The following is a 17094-nucleotide window of genomic DNA, read 5'->3' as shown; positions in this document are numbered from 1 at the left end:
CATAGCCACCGCCAGTGGAGCGGTTTAGCTCAACGAATTGTTAGCGGAACGGAAACGGCCCGTTCGCCGTGCCTTCGACCCTCTCATTGCGCCGTTCCCGTTCCGCTAACAATCCTCTGGGTTGTCGCCGCAAAGCTCGGCAAGCCAGTCTAGGGCAGCGAAGGCAGGAGCATCAGTTTGACCGCGAGGACAGTTTGCCACCAGTAGCTTTGCCAACGGGCGGCATCAGTTTGTCCGACGGAAATCTGTTCGGCGCTAATCGACGCGGTTGCGCTCGTTAGGTCGTGAGCGACCCGAGGCGCCCGGAACCAGGAAAAAGTGGACATTCGGCGACCCGAGCGACAACGTCACGTGACGACGACGGAGCGTCCTGCGCCAGTGACGGCGTCGGAGTGACTGGTGCGGCGTCCGGATGGGAAACGATAAATGCAGCGTCCAGTGTGATCGCCAGCGGGTGCACTTCTACACGTGGCTCGCTCGAGAGCTTCTTGCGCCACAGGCCGAAGGTACTGACGGCGAGCCCCTGCTCACGACAGATAGGTCGAATTCCCGGTCCGCTTGCGGTCCATGCCATGACCGTCTCGCGCTAGAATGCTCCGCCTTGCCGGGGGCGTCGTGCGCCCGTCGGCACGGCCTCGCCCGTTGCGCCGTCCATTGCCTTGCTCCGTCGTTACGATGGCATCACCTTCGCACCGCGCTTACGTGCGTTCAAGACGGGATGCGCTGACGGATACTGCTTCTTCATTTCGCCTGGGGACGTTCCGGTTCGGCGTAACGCATCGGTCCGGCACTGGCTCGTATGCACAATTGGACGACCTACTGTTTCAGGGAGTCGCTACCATGGCCGTCCAGATTCGTCGCAACGTGCCGCCCGATGCCGTGCAGGGGCGGTCCGATTCACCGGATGCGGCTCGCGGGACCGACGGCGCGCGTCCCCGATCGAAACGTCTTTCGCCGGGCGGCGCCGTTTTGCAGAGTCTGCGACAGATGACCGGCTTGTTGCGCTCCTCGCCAGCCAGGCCGCAGCGGGCGCCATTGGCCAACCTGCCGCCGGCTTCCACGACCGTGCAGCAAGATCTCGTTGGCGATACCGTCAAGTGGATCAACCAGCAGAACGGTAGCACCGCTGGCCGGCCGCGAGGCATTCGAAGCTTGACGCGCGAGCAGGCCATGGCAGCGGGAAAGCCCGTGCCGACCCGCGCACCGCCGCCTCCGCCAGCCGGCAATGCGGCATCTTCCGCCGACCTCGACGATGACGACGATCTGATGGAGTTGGATGCGGCAAGCGGCAAGATCACCAACGCGCCGCGCCCGGAATCGGCGCCGCCGTCTGCCGCGACACAAACGCTGTCGGGCACCGCTCCAATCGCTTTGCACCGACAGCCAGGCTATGGCCCGCTTGGGCCGCACCGCCCCCGCAGCAGTTGGAAACCGGACCTCGCCACGATTCACGAGGAAAAACACGAAAGCGGCCCGCTCAGGTCTCTCGGGGCGCATTACGACGACATCATGCGGCAGCTTCGGAACGCGAACACGCAGGCGCAAAACGCATTGACGCAACCCAAAATCCCGCTTTTCGCAAGCACGAAAAAGAAACGGGCCACTCTGGAAAGCAAGCGCGGCGAGTTGCAGCAACATTCTGCCGTGCTCAGCCGTTTACTGGACGAAAGTGGCTCTGCCGCCGTCGATGAAAAAACAGTTCGCCAGCTCGGCCGCAAGGGTCATCGCGAGATACCCGCAAGCCAGATTCTCGCCGTGGATCGCGACATCGCGGAAACGTTGCGACAACGGAGTCACGTTCAGAAGACGCTGGAAACGGTTCACAAATGGATCGCTGAAATCGATCGAACACTCGCGTGAGGGCTGTGTCGCGTTAAGGATGATAGGGTGAGAAAGTACCTTGTATGATAAGGATCACTTATATTGAGAGGGGGTAGAATTTCTCGGCAGCAGTCGATGCATTGCAATCGTCATACACCTGCCCCTCGCGGATCATGTGCGCAATCTCGATGCCGGACAGGATGATGCGCTTAACGGCGCGGTGGTCCTGGTCGACGATGTTGTTCAGGTATTGTTTTACCGGATCTTGATCGGCGTTAGCCGCTCAGTGTTGAGCGCTTCCAGGGCGGCCAGGTTAGCGCCGCTCTTGTCCACCGTGATCGTTTCGGGCTCGCCGTTCTGATCAATCGCTTTCTCGAAGTAACGCCGGGCCGCAGCCTTGTCACGATGGGCGCGCAGCAGGAAATCGACCGTATTACCCGCCTTGTCGACGGCGCGATCTTGACGTAGGTCTCGTCGACGCGCCAGCTCCTGCCCACCGGGCGTTTGCGATGGCGAAATGTCTTTTCAAACACCAGCAGCAGCTTGATGACCCAGCGGCGGTGCACGCTCGAATGATCCACCTCGATACCCCGCTCGGCCATCATCTCCTCGAGGTTTCGCAGACTCAGCGAGTACGCCACATACCAGCGCGCACACACAGCAGGATCACATCCAGCGGAGAGTGCAGTCGCTTCAGTACCTTGCCAATGCCGGTGGGCAGCGTCTTGCGCGGCGTCTTCGTCTTTACCATCATTCTCGTCATGCGTGGTGGTTCGACCGATCCTACTTCACCGCGTTGGCGCGACAGAGCCGGCAATAGCGCTACGGAACGCTAACCTTCACCTTGAAGTAGGCCAGTTCGCGGGCAACCGGGATCTTGCGCCTATAGCGAATCCGGATGTGGTCCCCAGTCCCGGTCGTCCAGTCGTAGATTCGCCGGGCCTGGGGGATCGTTACTGACGTCGCCCATGCTGGCCAGCAGCCTCGAGCACTCACCTTCCGGCGCATGCCTTAAGTATTCGATGGCGCGATCCAGGTAAGTAAGGCGCTTCTGCTCGATGGAGGTGCTGAACGTCAAATTCCTGACCTGTACTTCCAGGTCCGGGAGATTGTCCTGCATGAAGCGCGAGTGCACAGGCTTGTCATACCGTGTCTTTCGGTGATCGTCGAATCGATCCGCCAGCGATTGATCTTTCTTGTTGACGCCGGCGTTAGCAAATGCCGGCGGATTGGCCTTCAGCCAGTTGCTCAACGTGGTTCGGGACTGCGAGTGCTTGACGAATGCCGGCGGCAGTATGCCCTTGCCATCCAACACCCGAACCTTACGCGTACTCGCAAGCACCTCCGCATCCTGTCCGAGCGCTGTCCTGATTGGCTGGCGGGACAGGTTTTGCTGATGCAGCGAGTCGATCAGGAATGCGTTGTCAGCCAGCTTGGCTGCCGCCGATAGCGCAAAGACGCGACAGTCGTTCGTGGATTTTTGCGTGTCAACCGTTAGCACCGACAGCGTGACGTCCGATTTCAACGCTTTTTTCAATAGGGGCAGCGTCCGCTTTTCGTATTTATCGCGGGTCGAGTCCTTCAGGTCGGCGTTGTCTTTAAGGCTCAGTGGTTCGATCACGATGACCGAAGTCTTTCCTCCAATACGGCGGATATCTGCCGTCACATAGTGGGCGTCGTTGCCTGGCATCGGGAACATGACGCGGGCTCGGGCAGGGCGCGTCGCCTTGAGCCAACTGGCGAAATCCTCTTTGGGAGACAGCAGCGTCAGGTTCAGCGCTGGGGACCGGTCGTTTTCCGCAGCGACGATTGCGGGCAGGATCGCTGCGTCATATTTGTCATCGGTTGGGCCGGGCGACCAGTTGCCCAGAAGGAGCGCCTGGAAGTGCGCTTTCACCTGGTCCAGTCGGGCGATGGCGAAATGCCTGGCGGAAGCGGTCGATGAATCGGCGTTCTGTTGCGGGGCGTGGGCAATTAAACCCGCGCCAAAGCCCACGTCGCGCAATGGAACATGCAAGGCTTCGATGCCGGCGGAGGCTGCGCCGCCCGCATCGGACCCGCGGCGGAAACGCAACTCGATCCTGGCGTCAAGGCCCACGCTTTCCTGGAGCCGGGTAACGCCTACGCCGGGGACAGCCGCAAGTCGCGGCCTGGGTGCCGGTGCCTGTGACGGTGCCGAAGCGTTCCCGTCGTTGGGCGGGGTAACTACAGGGCGAACGCACGCAGATATGCGCCGCTTCAAACCACTGAAGACCGATCCGGCCTTACGCAACTGTTTCTGGCCGGGTTGCGCCTGTCGCGGTTCCGTTTGCGCAGCAGCCGTCGGCGACGGTAAATGGGATATGGCGTTTGACGGAATACGGTTCGGCATGCTGCCCCCGGAATGCTTGGTCGCAGCGCCATTACAGCGGATGTCCGACATTGCGGGAAGATTCTGTAGCGCAGTTGTCGCTCGAGAAGCGAAGTGCACCGCGGTTGAGGTCGAAAAGATCATCGGACCGCGCATTCGGCGACGCCCGATTGCCGCCGCGCCGGATGCAGAGCGCCCTCAGGGCGCCGTGGCCGGCGCACACCCGCAATTATTGCGTCAGAAGTCGTGCCGAGGATTGTCCGCGTTAGCATCCTGTCGAAGACCGTCGTCAATCTCCTGGTAAGCGACTCGCCAGAGCGGTGCCCGACGTTACGCGCGCGAAAGGCGCGATCATGATGATGGTCCGGAGGTTACGGCTAGATCGGGTGACAATCCGGTGCTCGACAAAGAGCGTGCCATCGCACTGTTGCGCATCGTGCAGCAAGCGCTGACGAACGTCGCGCGCCACGCCGGGGCGACCGGGGTCACGATTTCGCTCGAGCAGGTCGGACAGCACGGGAGACTGGAAATACGCAACGACGGGCGCGGGTTCGATTCATCGGCGCCACGCGCCAGACCGTTTGGGCTTGTCGGCATGAGAGAGCGCGCGCTGATGCTGGGCCGCGAGATCCCCCTGCATAGCGCGCCCGTCAGCGGCACGTCGATCGCGGCACGCACACGCGCGGATGACGAAGCACACCGCCAGGCGGGCGTTTAACTCATACCTCGGACGTGACTCCATATCCGCCGCCACCCGGCGTCTGAATCACGAAAACATCGCCGGCATTCATCTGCACCTGGTGACGCGCGCCGAAGGTTTCCTGCGCGGACGAACCGGCTCGTTCGACCCAGTTGACGCCGAGCTTGCCCGGCGACCCGCCCGCCATGCCGAACGGCGCCACCCGCCGGCGGTTCGACAGAATCACGGCGGTCATCGGTTCGAGGAAGCGGACTCGCCGCTCGGTGCCGTCGCCGCCTCGCCATTGCCCTTCGCCGCCGCTGCCGTGACGCACCCGGAAGTCATCAAGGCGAACCGGGAAGCGCCATTCGAGGATTTCGGGATCGGTGAGCCGCGAGTTGGTCATGTGTGTCTGCACCGCGCTGCAGCCCGCCGCCGACGCACTGGCTCCGGCGCCGCCGCAGATGGTCTCGTAGTACTGGTAGCGATCGTTGCCGAACGTGAAGTTGTTCATCGTGCCTTGGGCGCCCGCCATGACGCCGAGCGCGCCGTAGAGCGCATCGGTCACGACCTGCGACGTCTCGACGTTACCGGCGACCACCGCGGCCGGATAGCGCGGGTTGAGCATCGAGCCCGCGGGAATGCGAATGTCCAGAGGTTTCAGACAACCTGCGTTGAGCGGAATGTCATCGTCGACCAGTGTGCGGAACACGTACAGCACGGCCGCCTTGCAGATGGCGGAGGGCGCGTTGTAGTTATTCGGTTGCTGTCCGCTCGTGCCGGCGAAGTCGATGACGGCCGAGCGCGCCTCGCGGTCGATCGACACGGCGACGACGATCTTCGCCCCGTCGTCGAGTTCGTATTCGAAGCGTCCGTCCCTGAGCACCGACAGCGTGCGCCGCACGACCTCCTCGGCGTTGTCCTGCACGTGCTGCATGTACGCCTGCACCACGTCGAGGCCGAACTGCCTGCACATGCGGTCGAGTTCCTCCGCGCCCTTCGTGCACGCCGCGATCTGCGCCCGCAAATCGGCAATGTTCTGTTCGACGTTTCGAACCGGATAACGGCCCGAGGCGAGCAGCTCGCGCATTTCGTCTTCGAGAAAGCGGCCCTGCGCGACCAGTTGGACGTTATCGAGCAGGACGCCTTCCTGATCGACGTGCGTCGAGTCGGGTGGCATCGAGCCCGGTGAAATGCCGCCGATATCAGCGTGATGGCCGCGCGCCGCGACATAGAACGTCGGCGCCGCGTGCTCCTCGACGAAGACCGGCATGACCACCGTGACGTCCGGCAGATGCGTGCCGCCGCCATAGGGCGCGTTGAGCACATACACATCGCCGGACTGCATGGTGCCCGCACGCCGCTCGATGATGGTCTGCACGCTCTCGCCCATCGAGCCAAGATGGACCGGCATGTGAGGCGCGTTGGCGATCAGGTTGCCGTCCGCGTCGAAAAGCGCGCATGAGAAGTCGAGGCGCTCCTTGATGTTGACTGAGTATGATGTGTTGGCAAGCGTCATGCCCATCTGTTCGGCAATCGACATGAACAGGTTGTTGAACACCTCGAGCAATACCGGATCGGCTTCGGTGCCGATCGCATGTCGGTTGGCGAGTGCGGTCGCGCGATTGACCACCAGGTGGTTGTGCCGGCTGACTTCGACTTGCCAGCCCGGTTCGATCACGGTCGTGCCGGTCTTTTCGCTGACGATGGCCGGACCGTCGATACGTGCGCCGGGCGCAAGCGAATCGCGATCGAAGACGGGTGTGTCGTGCCATTCGCCGCCTGAGAAAATGCGTGTCATAGCGAGCGGCTGCGGATTCACCGAGGCGCCCTGGGCGAGCGGCCAGTGTTCGTCTTCGACCTCGTGCGCCTGGCCGATCGCCTCCACGGCAACGGCTTCGATCACGAGCGCCTTGTTCGGCATCAGGAACCCGTAACGGGCGCGGTAGAGCCGCTCGAACGTCTCGACAATGGCCGGCGCGTCGCGGCTGAATTCGATCTCCAGCGCAGTGTCGGTGCCGTCGTATTTGACGTGAAGTGTTCGGCGTAGCGTGATGCGGTCCCTTGTGATGCGCTGCTGGGCGACTTCGCTTTCCGCCGCCGTGCCCAGCGACGCGAACGCTTCCTCGCAAGCGGCGAGCGATGCCGCGTCGAGGCGCGTTTCGACTGCCAGTTGGCGCAGGGCGCGCACATCGGCGAGACCCATGCCGTATGCCGACAGCACGCCCGCGAGCGGGTGGATGAACACTCGCGTCATGCCGAGCGCATCCGCGACGAGGCACGCGTGCTGACCGCCTGCGCCGCCGAAGCAGGCGAGCGTGTACTTCGTGACATCGTAGCCGCGTTGCACCGAGATCTGCTTGATCGCGTTCGCCATATTCTCGACCGCTATCTTCAGAAAGCCTTCCGCGATTTCGGCCGGTGAACGCGCGATACCCGTCGCATCTTTTACCTGCGCGGCGACTTCGGCGAACTTGTGCTGTACGACAATGCTATCGAGTGGTAGATCGCCTTCAGGTCCAAATACATGCGGAAACCAGCGCGGGTTGATCTTGCCCGTCAAGACGTTGCAGTCGGTGACGGTCAGCGGTCCACCGCGCCGGTAGGAGGCCGGGCCCGGATTTGCGCCGGCACTTTGCGGCCCGACCCTGAAGCGCGCGCCGTCGAACGAGCAGATCGACCCGCCGCCAGCCGCAACGGTATGGATTTTCATCATCGGCGCGCGGATGCGAACGCCCGCCACTTCCGTGGCGAACTCGCGTTCGTACTCGCCCGCATAGTGCGTCACATCGGTCGACGTGCCGCCCATGTCGAAGCCGATGATCGATTCGAAGCCCGCGAGCTTCGACACCTGCGCCGCACCCACGATGCCGCCGGCGGGGCCGGACAGGATCGCGTCCTTGCCCTGGAAGCGATGCGCGTCGGTGAGGCCGCCGTTGCTCTGCATGAACTGCAGCGGCACCGCGCCCAGATCGCCTTCGACCTGCCGGACGTAGTGGCGCAGAATCGGCGAGAGATACGCGTCGACGACGGTCGTGTCGCCGCGCGAGACCAGCTTCATCAGCGGGCTAACTTCATGGCTCACGGAGATCTGCGTATAGCCGATGTCCTGCGCGATTTCCTTGAGCCTGCGTTCATGTTCGGCGTACCGGTAACCGTGCATCAGCACGATTGCGCATGAACGGATTCCATTTTCGTAGGCCTGCCGCAATGCAGCCTGCGCCTGCCTCGTATCGAGTTCGCGCACCACTTCGCCATGCGCGCCGATCCGCTCGTCGATTTCCACCACGCGCTCGTACAGCAGCGTTGGCAACTCGATGTTGCGCACGAACAGCTTCGGACGGCTTTGATAGGCGATCCGCAGCGCGTCTGCAAAGCCCCTGGTGATCGCGAGCACGGTAGGCGCGCCCTTGCGTTCGAGCAGTGCGTTGGTGGCGACCGTCGTGCCCATCCGTACGTTGTCGATCAGATGTGCCGGCACGGGCTCGTGCGCCGCCACACCCAGCAGGTCGCGGATGCCTTGCACCGCGGAATCACGATATCGCTCGGGATTCTCCGAAAGCACCTTATGCGTGACGATCCGTCCATCGGGGCGGCGGGCGACGATGTCGGTGAAGGTGCCTCCGCGGTCGATCCAGAATTGCCAGCGGCGATCACGCGGTAGATGAGCGTCGGCTTGATGTGTCATCAGAGGGTATCTCCGGTAAATGATTTTGTGCTCACGATTCGAGTTGCGCGCCGCGCGTCTCCGGCAGCGTCAGCGCCGCGAGAATCACGACGCCGTAGGCGGCCGCGGCGAATGTGCCGATCGCGACGCCAAGCGCCATTTTTTGCGCGACGAAGCCGATCAGGAAAGGGAAGGTCGCACCGACCGCGCGGCCGAAGTTGTAGCAGAAGCCCTGGCCCGACCCTCGAATCCGCGTGGGGAAGAGTTCGGTCATGAACGCGCCCATTCCGGCGAAGATTCCGGAGGCGAAGAAGCCGAGCGGGAAGCCGAGCACGAGCAGCAGCGCGTTGCCCATCGGTACACGGGTGTACACGAGGGCGATCGCCATCGAAGCAATCGAGAACGCGATGAAATTGAGCTTGCGGCCAAAGCGGTCGCTGAGAAAGGCGCCGCACAGGTAACCCGCATACGAGCCCGCGATGATGACCGCGAGATAGCCCCCCGTGCCGACTACGCTCAGATGCTGTTCGGTCTTGAGGTAAGTAGGCAGCCAGGTGGTGATCGCGTAGTAGCCGCCTTGCGTGCCAGTGGCGAGGATCGCAGTGCGAAGCGTCGTCAGCCAGATGCCGGGGCCGAAGATTTCGAAGAATGAACTGTGGTTGCCCGCTTCCGCGTCGCGCTGCTTCTGCTGCAGATGGACTTCGGGTTCCTCGACGAAACGGCGGATGAAGATCACAAACGGCGCGGGCAAAACGCCGAGCGCGAACAAGGCGCGCCACGCGATATCGCCGGGCAGCAGCGAAAACACCAGCGTATAGAATCCCGCCGACGCCGCCCAGCCGATGGCCCAGCCCGCCTGAACCATGCCTACCGCCTTGCCGCGGTCGCGCGGCCGGATCACTTCGCCGATCAGCACGGCGCCCGCTGTCCATTCACCGCCGAAGCCGAAGCCCATCAAACCGCGCGCGATCAGAAGCTGGCTGTAGTTCTGCGCGAACGCGCATAGCAGCGTGAAAAAGGCGAACCAGACGATGGTGATCTGCAGCGTCTTGACCCGGCCGATGCGGTCGGAAAGAATGCCGGCGACCCAGCCGCCGAGCGCGGAGGTCAGCAGCGTGACCGTGCCGATCAAGCCGGCTTCGCCCTTGCTGAGACTCCACGTCGCGATCAGCGTCGGAATCACGAAGCTCAGGAATTGGGTGTCCATCGCATCGAGCGCATAGCCGACCTTGCAGCTCCAGAATGCCCGCCGTTCGCTCGCGTTGGTGTGCCGGTACCAGCCGAACATGCCGCGGCTCGCGGTGGTGTCCGCCATTCCGCTGTCGGCGGGCGTGCCTGCGTATTGCGCTTCCGTATTCATGTGGTTCTCCTGTGATGCGGCCAATCCGTGTGTCAGAGCACCGCGAGCGATGCGTTGGGGATGTCGGTGATCAGCATGTGGCCAGGCCGATGCGCGATCGCGAACGGCAGCCGCGCGCTTTCGATGGCACTTTGAGGCGTCACGCCGCAAGCCCAGAAGACCGGCAGCTCGTGTTCATGAATCGATACCGGATCGCCGAAATCCGGGATCGACAGATCTTGGATGCCGAGTACCGCCGGATCGCCGATGTGCACCGGCGCGCCGTGCACCGACGGAAACCGGCTCGTGATCTGCACGGCGCGAATCGCGTGCGCGCCGCTCATCGGCCGCATCGAGACGACGAGCCGACCGCCGAACCGGCCTGCTGCCTGATTCGCAACGTTGGTGCGGTACATCGGCACGTTGACGCCTTCGTCGACGTGGCGCAGCGGAATGCGTTCACGCGCGAGCATCTGCTCGAACGAGAACGAACAGCCGATCGCGAACACGACGAGATCGTCGCGCCATACTTCGCGGATGTCGGCGAGCTGCTCGCACAGCACGCCGTCGCGATAGACGTTGTAGCCGGGCACGTCGGTGCGGATATCGAGGTCGCGGCCTAGCATAGGCAGATCGAATTGCCCCGGTTCGCCGACGCCGAGCAGCGGGCAGGCTTTCGGATTGCGTAGGCAGAAGCGCATGAAATCCCCGGCGTAGGCGCTCGGCAGAATGGCGAGGTTGGCTTGCGCAAAGTCGCCGCAATAACCGGCCGTGGGCCCTGAAAATGCCTTGCTGCGAACTTGCTGGCGAAAGGTGTGCGGCATGACGGCGATTCCGTTCGTGAGTGCGATGGCGTGCAGATTAGGGCCAACAAAATAGCTGCGCCAGCGAGTTATTCGTGCCGCTGGCGTTCAGGTTTTTCTAACGGTTTTGTGAGGGTTTTTGCGTAGCCGGTCGTTGGGTGAACATCGGGAGAAGCGCTTGGTCGGCGGCTTGAAAACCTTTACGGACGGGCCTTGCAGGGCAGCGTGGCAAAGCTGCGTTCATGCATGGCGAATACCCTACGTCGTTTCGGAATAGCGGCCATAAAGGCGCTCTGTTTCGTATAAATGGAGCTTTTTGTTAAGGCATACTGCGAACAGAAACAATGAAGGAATCCGCCCCAATCTTCAGACATAGCCTATGAACACGCGCTTTCTCGAAACCTTCGTGACGCTTGCCCAGCTCGAAAGCTTTCGAGCGACAGCGCGCGTGCTGCATGCGACCCCGGCGACCATTTCGCTGCGCATCCGCTCATTGGAGGACGAACTCAAGACGGAACTCGTCGACCGTTCGACGACGACCTTCCGGCTGACGCCCTCGGGCCAGAATCTGCTCGGACCCGCGAAAAACGTCGTCAATGCAGCGCGCGCGTTGCGGGAGGCGGCGGGCCAGGAAGTCGTGGTTGGCGGCAAGCTGCGCTTGGGCGTCATCGAAACGGTCGTGCATAGCTGGCTCGCGCACTACGTCACCCAGTTGAACGCGAGCTTTCCACGGCTCGAAGTGGACCTGACCGTCGATTCGAGTTCGGTGCTGCAACGGCGTCTGCTGAGCGGCGATCTCGATCTCGTGATACGGGTCGAGGGCATCGACAGTACGAAGATCGTCTCCAGTGCGATTGCCAGTTATCCGGTTCGCTGGATTGCGAAACGGGGCTTGTTGTCCAAACGCGCCGAAGGGCTCGCGCTGCGTGTGCTGGAGCGTCCGGTTCTGACCTTTGGGCGCGGCACCGCGCCGCAAGTCGCGCTCGAAAGCATCGTTCATACGCTGGCGCAGCAGATCGGCATGCCGGCCGGGCAAACGCGCATCACCTGTTCGCCCTCGGTCGCCGCGATCGTTCAACTGGTTCGCGACGGCTATGGCGTCGCCGCCATTCCCGGCCTGTTCGTCGCGGAGGACTTGCAAAGCGGCGAATTCATCGAGTTGCCGCTCAAACCCGTGCCTCCGCCGATCATTGTGTCGATTTGCAAGCCGGTGAACGCGAGCCCGATGATTCATGCTGCCGCGAATGCGGCGCAGCTTGCGTGCTCGGCGTATTGCCAGACACGGCGCAAGGATCTGGTCGAGGCGCTTTGATCAAGACGGAGCGGCAGATTCATTTCGCGCGGTGAAAAAAGCGGTTCGTCTCGCGCCAACCCGGTTCGCTATCGGCGCGACGCGGACGGCCCATCGGTACGAGGATGGTTTTTTTCAACCGTGACCGGGATTCAGAATGTTGCTGCCGCGTTCATTCAAGCTTGCCGCAGGCGTTGTTTGCGCACTGCTGCTTGCACCCGCGAATGCGTTTTCGCAACCTTGTGCAACGGCTGACGACTGCGCGAGCTTGCTTCAAGTTAGCACCCACGACGACGATGTGCGCGCCGAACGTCACAGAGAAGAACAGCTGCGCTCAGAACGTTTGCGTTCGGATCGATTGCGTTCGGATCGATTGCGTGTGGAGCGCTTGCGGTCGGAGCGGTTGCGTGCCGAACGTTTGCGTGACGAGCGCCTTCGCGAAGATTAGTCATCGCCGCATTGCGGCGGTCCTGTTCAACGGGCCGCCTCGACGCAGGGGCGGTGAAGCGCGGTAATCGCGCGGCACGCATTGATGACGCGGCCATACTGCCGGCTCGGGCCGCTTGTCTGGTCAAGCAGCACCTCGATCGAATGCGCGTCGAGATTTGGCTGCAGCCCGAGCAGCAATGCGATGGTGCCCGTCACATTCGCTGCCGCGAACGACGAGCCCGAGACGAAGTCGTAATGTCCGCCCGGCGTGAGCGTCAGGATGTCACGGCCCGGCGCGTACAGCACGCGTGCAGCGGGGTCGGAGGCGGGGCCATTCGCAGCGCGAGCCGAATCGACGGCGATCACGCCCGTCACGCCGACCGGAAACGCTTTCAGGTCGCCGTCCGGCAGCACTGCCCCGACCACGATCACACCTTTTTTCACCGACAGTTCGATCAGTTGACTCAGCAGCGGGTCCGCCGGCCCGCCCAGACTCAGATTGATGATCTGTGCGTGCGCCTCGAGCGCCGACTGGATCGCTTCGGCGAGCGTGAACGAATTGCACCGCGAAGGCCCGCTGCGATTGTCCGCTTGCCAGCAGGCCTTGACCGCGATCACTTTCGCGTGTGGCGCGACGCCTTCGATGCCGGCGCTGCCGTCCGGGCCGCCGGCGCGATCCGCCGCGATGACGCCCGCGACCGCGGTGCCGTGCAGGTCGCGATTGAATTGCTGCCAGTCCTCGTCGACGAAATTGCGGGTCCCGACAATGCGGCCGTGCAGATCGGGGTGGGTGGTGTCGACGCCGGTGTCGATCACCGCGACGCGCACCGAATCGCCGCGTGTGACCTTTTGCGCGGCGTCCGCGCCGATCTCGCGAAAACCCTGCTGCAAGTCGGTATAGCCGCTGCCATGCGGCGCCTCGCCGAGCAGATCGAAGGTCTGCAACGGCTGCGCGAGACGCACGCGAGGATCGGCAGCGAGCCGCGCGAGCACTTCATCGCGCCGCGCGCCGTCGGCGATTTCCAGCATCGCGCAATGCACCTTCAGCGACGGGATCGGCCACGCCGACACCTCGTGCAAGCCGTATTGCCGCGCGAGCGCGGCGACCTGAGCCCGCGCGCTGCCGCCCGGCGAATAGCCGCCAGCCGCGCCGTAGCCGGCGGCAGTCGAGCCGGCTCGCAGCATGAGCGTTTCCGGAGGATTGGCGACGGCCAGCACGATCATTCGCTCGGGACGCGCTTTCATCTGCTGCGTCGCGACAGCGGGGTCGGGCGTCGCGGGCACGAGCGCGCACGCGGACACCGCGAAGGCGGCGCACAGGGACAGCCAGCAAAGGCACGTGCGCCGCACCATGGCGGCCCACGTGCCGCGAACGCCGCCGTTCACTGCCGAACCCGCGCCGAACGGAAAATGCGGGACATAGCGGTCCTTGGGCGTCATGGCAACTCGATTCATGATGTAAATAGCCGTAGGTGCGCGTTGCCGGGTAAAAAGTTACGCCGCCGCTCAGAAATGCCAGATGACATCGGCGATCCAGCGATTGCTCGCGCCCGGCCCAAGCTTCGCCTTGGCCTTGGCTTCATCGTTCGTCGCGATGAACGACACGTCGAATTGCCACGCGCGAAACTGATAAGTCAGCCCGACGTTACCGTAGACGTACCCGAGGCCGAGCACCGTGTGCAGATCGTAGTAGCCGATGCCGGCCGTCGCAGTCCAGCCGTGCACGAGCGGCAGGCGGCCCACCAGGTCATACGAGACAGCTCGCGAACTCGGCGACGGCCCAAAGCCCGTATTCGGCGAGAGCGCGACCGAGGCGAACACTGAGTCGCGCCAGCCGGCGGTTAGCACCAGTTCGTCGTAGTTGAGGCGCGAGGACTGCGATCCCTGGAGGAACTGGTAGTGCGAGAGCATGGCCTGGGCGCTCCAGTCGCCGGCCAATCGCCAACCGTATCCGCCGTTGGCGACAACTTCCGCGCCGTTGGTCGGACTGCGGGCGGACCGGAGTGACGCCACGGACGCGCCCGCAAAGAAGCCGTTGCCCGGATACCAGTTGGCCCCCGCACTAACCGACGGCTGCCCGTTGCCGATGTCCATGCCGCGGGTGACCTTGTTGGTGGTGATACCCGCCTCGAACTGCCAATCGTCGCTTGTGGCTGTGGCGGGCGCGGATAAAACTGCAAGCATGACGAGCGCAGTGCAGCATCGAAGCAGGCCGGGTAAGCAGGCTGCACCGCGGCAACGCGGGGACAAAGGACGCTGCAACTCCATATTGTTCGTTCACGTTCCGGTAGATCGGGGACTGTGACCGTGGTCAAGCCATCTGAACGACCCGGCGCCGCGCCGCTGCCAGGGTCGTGCCAATCCTAACCGATAAACGTGACCGGACAAATATCGAGGCAGTAACACCAAGCGATCGTCTCGACGACGATGACGATCCGCCGTCGGTAACGCTGCCTGACTAAACGCTTGCGATATGCGAATTCGCGCGTAGCCGCTCAGATGCCGCCGTTCGGGTTAGGTGACATGAGGTCGTGCTCGCAATCTGCCGGAGTGAAATTGGAAATATGACGGTAAGTGACGTCGAGCGCGAGGAAAGTTGCGAACGACCGAAGAAATTTGTCGGCAAGCCACGATGCGCGATACGAGCGCCGCAACCATGCCGACGCGGGCAATAGAAGCCGAGTCAGGATGCGCGGATTCTCGTGTCAGCGCATCCTGAACGTTCAGTAAGGGCGTGCCGGCGAGTGCGCCGCGATGCGCCGTGGCTGCGAGGGTTCAGCGATATGCGGCATGCCTGCTGCACGACGGGGCGCGTGGGCAAGACGCCGGACCGCCGGCGCGGCAGCGCATCCGGTTTCGCTCCCGGTGGCACTTACCGGAACCGGGACCGAGAACGATCCAACCCGTCCGTATGAACGATTCATTGATATCAGGCCGACCAGGAGAAGACATGCGATTCGCCCTAGTGACCGAGGACCCCATATTGACCCGCGATCTGGCCGGCTGTCTTGCCGGTGATTCGATTGCCGTCGAATCGTTTGACGGCGAGTTGCCGCTCGTGCGTGCAATGCGCGCCTCCACGTACGACCTCGTGCTGATCGACGCGAAGAACAGATCATTGCTGCTCGATTCGTTGCTGTCGTGGCGCCATTGCAACGCGGCTGCGTGCACGCCCGCGATCGTTCTCACGCCGTTTCCGGACTGGACCGCCATGCTCGGGTGGATCAACGCGGGCGCCACCGACGTGGCGTATCGCTTCGATCCGGAGCAGGTGCGTCTGCGCGCGCATGTTGTGCTTCAGCGTGAAAACCATCGGGCGGGTGCGGACACCGTCACGCTGGGCGGCTATGTGTTGAGAAGAGATCTCGGCGTGCTGACCCTCGACGGCGTCGAGATACCGCTGACGCCGCGCGAATTCAAGATGGCGTGGCTGTTCTTTTCGAATCCGGGCAAGTTCGTGACCCGCGCGCAGATCGCCGGTGGCGTGTGGGGCTCATGCGAGGACGTGGCCGCGCGCTCCATCGAGCAACACATCTACAAGCTGCGCAAGAAGCTGCGTTTGTCGCCTCGAAACGGCTTGAATCTGAAGACCGTTTATGCGCTCGGCTACAAGCTGGACAGCGTTGCGTCGATTGGCGAAGCAGGCAACGCGCTGGCGCGCGTTGAGCAATTCGCCTAGACCACTGCCTCAAGTTTCAGGGCCTTCTCGCGATCGAGCGCTTCGCCGTCGCGACGGAAAAACACCCACGAAGACGCGGGGATTCCAGTAAACGACTCGAGCGCGGCCGCTTTCACTTTCAGTTGCTGCATATCGATGACCGGCGCACGCTTGAAGCAGATGAGAATGTTGTTGTCCTCGCACGGCAACCGCAGCACCGCATCGAATAGCTCGGACAGCCATTGCAGGTTCTGCCGCGTCACCGCCGCCAGGTCCGGGCCGAAGATGTTGATCGTCATCATGCCGTCCGTCGCGAGGCTGTCGAAACAGGCCCGGTAGAATGCGCTGCCTTGCCCCACCGGCCCATCGCGTTCGCTTAGATAAAGGTCCACCTGCAAGATGTCGATCGATGCCCGGTGCTCTTGCGCGCTGAGATAGTCCATCGCGTCCGCTTCGATGAGAGCGAGGCGCTCGCCCTCGGGCGGCATGCAGAACATCTCGCGGCACGCGTCGATGACCGCGGGGTTGATGTCGACGACTTCGACACGCGCGAGCGGAAAGCGGGCGTGACAGAAGCGGGCCAACGCTCCGGCGCCCAGTCCCAGTTGCGCGATGAGGCGCGGCTTTTCATAGAAGCGCTCAGCGAAGAGCATCCACGACATCATTTTTTGCGCATACTCCATCCAGAGAAACGTTGGATGATCGAGCACCATACACCCGAACGTCGAGTCCCACTCGTCACCGTTGTGCATGTACAGCAGCCCGTCCCGCTTCGAAAAGGTGAGTGGCGGGCAGCGTCCTTCGTGACCGGCGTCAACAATTTGCAGGTTGTCGTGTTTGAGCATGTCGTTCGCGATAGAAATGTCAGGGGCGCGCTGCTTGGGCCTTCATCATAAGCAGCGCGATCGGGCGCGCTGGCATGGCGCCGAAACGAGGGGGCTTTGGGCGAACGTTTTCTACATCGGTTGCGCTGCCACGAGCTGGGAGGGGGGAACGTACCTATTCGGTTCGCCGCCAGGCGGATCGATATCGCTTTCGTTTGCGAACACCACCTTGC

Annotated in this window: 12 protein-coding genes and 1 pseudogene; 4 read left to right on the top strand and 9 right to left on the bottom strand. The window is 63.0% G+C overall.

Features of this window, described 5'->3' with window-relative positions; genetic code table 11:
• Window positions 1-277: 277 nt before the first annotated feature.
• Entirely contained in the window at window positions 278-574 is a 297-nt protein-coding gene (tnpA, locus tag DLM46_RS41365) for an IS66 family insertion sequence element accessory protein TnpA (RefSeq protein WP_425274035.1), read from the bottom strand.
• Window positions 575-987: 413 nt separating this feature from the next.
• Between tnpA and DLM46_RS32535 the strand changes: the two genes are divergently transcribed.
• Entirely contained in the window at window positions 988-1860 is an 873-nt protein-coding gene (locus tag DLM46_RS32535; protein WP_208866366.1) for a hypothetical protein, read from the top strand.
• A 58-nt stretch (window positions 1861-1918) separates the two neighbouring features.
• On the opposite strand, the pseudogene DLM46_RS32530 reads toward DLM46_RS32535, so the two are convergent.
• Together DLM46_RS32530 and DLM46_RS32525 are read right to left on the bottom strand one after the other, a co-directional pair.
• Window positions 1919-2575, bottom strand: a pseudogene (locus tag DLM46_RS32530) (IS6 family transposase).
• A gap of 129 nt (window positions 2576-2704) precedes the next feature.
• Window positions 2705-3919, bottom strand: a complete 1215-nt coding sequence (locus DLM46_RS32525; protein WP_165848103.1) for a YopJ family acetyltransferase — start codon at window positions 3917-3919, stop codon at window positions 2705-2707.
• 649 nt (window positions 3920-4568) lie between these two features.
• Between DLM46_RS32525 and DLM46_RS32520 the strand changes: the two genes are divergently transcribed.
• Window positions 4569-4889, top strand: a complete 321-nt coding sequence (locus tag DLM46_RS32520) for an ATP-binding protein (RefSeq protein ID WP_115107779.1) — start codon at window positions 4569-4571, stop codon at window positions 4887-4889.
• Window position 4890: 1 nt separating this feature from the next.
• On the opposite strand, the gene DLM46_RS32515 is transcribed toward DLM46_RS32520, so the two are convergent.
• The 3 genes from DLM46_RS32515 to DLM46_RS32505 are packed head-to-tail and all read right to left on the bottom strand — an operon-like array spanning window position 4891 to window position 10680.
• Window positions 4891-8538, bottom strand: a complete 3648-nt coding sequence (locus DLM46_RS32515; RefSeq protein ID WP_115107776.1) for a hydantoinase B/oxoprolinase family protein — start codon at window positions 8536-8538, stop codon at window positions 4891-4893.
• Window positions 8539-8569: 31 nt separating this feature from the next.
• Entirely contained in the window at window positions 8570-9877 is a 1308-nt protein-coding gene (locus tag DLM46_RS32510) for an MFS transporter (RefSeq protein ID WP_115107774.1), read from the bottom strand.
• A gap of 32 nt (window positions 9878-9909) precedes the next feature.
• Complete coding sequence (locus DLM46_RS32505; protein ID WP_115107771.1) at window positions 9910-10680, bottom strand: putative hydro-lyase; 771 nt, start codon at window positions 10678-10680, stop codon at window positions 9910-9912.
• A 358-nt stretch (window positions 10681-11038) separates the two neighbouring features.
• On the opposite strand from DLM46_RS32505, the gene DLM46_RS32500 reads away from it, so the two are divergent.
• Window positions 11039-11971 carry a LysR family transcriptional regulator gene (locus DLM46_RS32500; protein WP_115107769.1) on the top strand — a complete coding sequence of 311 codons (933 nt, stop codon included), beginning with the start codon at window positions 11039-11041 and terminating at the stop codon, window positions 11969-11971.
• A gap of 453 nt (window positions 11972-12424) precedes the next feature.
• On the opposite strand, the gene DLM46_RS32490 is transcribed toward DLM46_RS32500, so the two are convergent.
• Both DLM46_RS32490 and DLM46_RS32485 read right to left on the bottom strand, forming a co-directional pair.
• Window positions 12425-13834: a S8 family peptidase gene (locus DLM46_RS32490; RefSeq protein ID WP_115107765.1), complete on the bottom strand. Its 1410-nt coding sequence runs from the start codon at window positions 13832-13834 to the stop codon at window positions 12425-12427.
• Between the two features lie 51 nt (window positions 13835-13885).
• Complete coding sequence (locus DLM46_RS32485) at window positions 13886-14647, bottom strand: TorF family putative porin (protein WP_115107762.1); 762 nt, start codon at window positions 14645-14647, stop codon at window positions 13886-13888.
• Window positions 14648-15329: 682 nt separating this feature from the next.
• On the opposite strand from DLM46_RS32485, the gene DLM46_RS32480 reads away from it, so the two are divergent.
• On the top strand, window positions 15330-16058 hold the full coding sequence (locus DLM46_RS32480; RefSeq protein WP_165848101.1) for a response regulator transcription factor: 729 nt from the start codon (window positions 15330-15332) through the stop codon (window positions 16056-16058).
• Here DLM46_RS32480 and DLM46_RS32475 read toward each other — a convergent pair.
• On the bottom strand, window positions 16055-16882 hold the full coding sequence (locus DLM46_RS32475) for a class I SAM-dependent methyltransferase (protein WP_115107758.1): 828 nt from the start codon (window positions 16880-16882) through the stop codon (window positions 16055-16057). The two genes, DLM46_RS32480 and DLM46_RS32475, sit on opposite strands and share 4 nt — an antisense overlap.
• Window positions 16883-17094: the final 212 nt, after the last annotated feature.

This window comes from Paraburkholderia lacunae, from assembly GCF_003353175.1.
In the GTDB taxonomy this organism is placed as follows: Bacteria; Pseudomonadota; Gammaproteobacteria; order Burkholderiales; family Burkholderiaceae; genus Paraburkholderia; species Paraburkholderia lacunae.
This window is presented reverse-complemented; position numbering and strand designations above follow the sequence as displayed.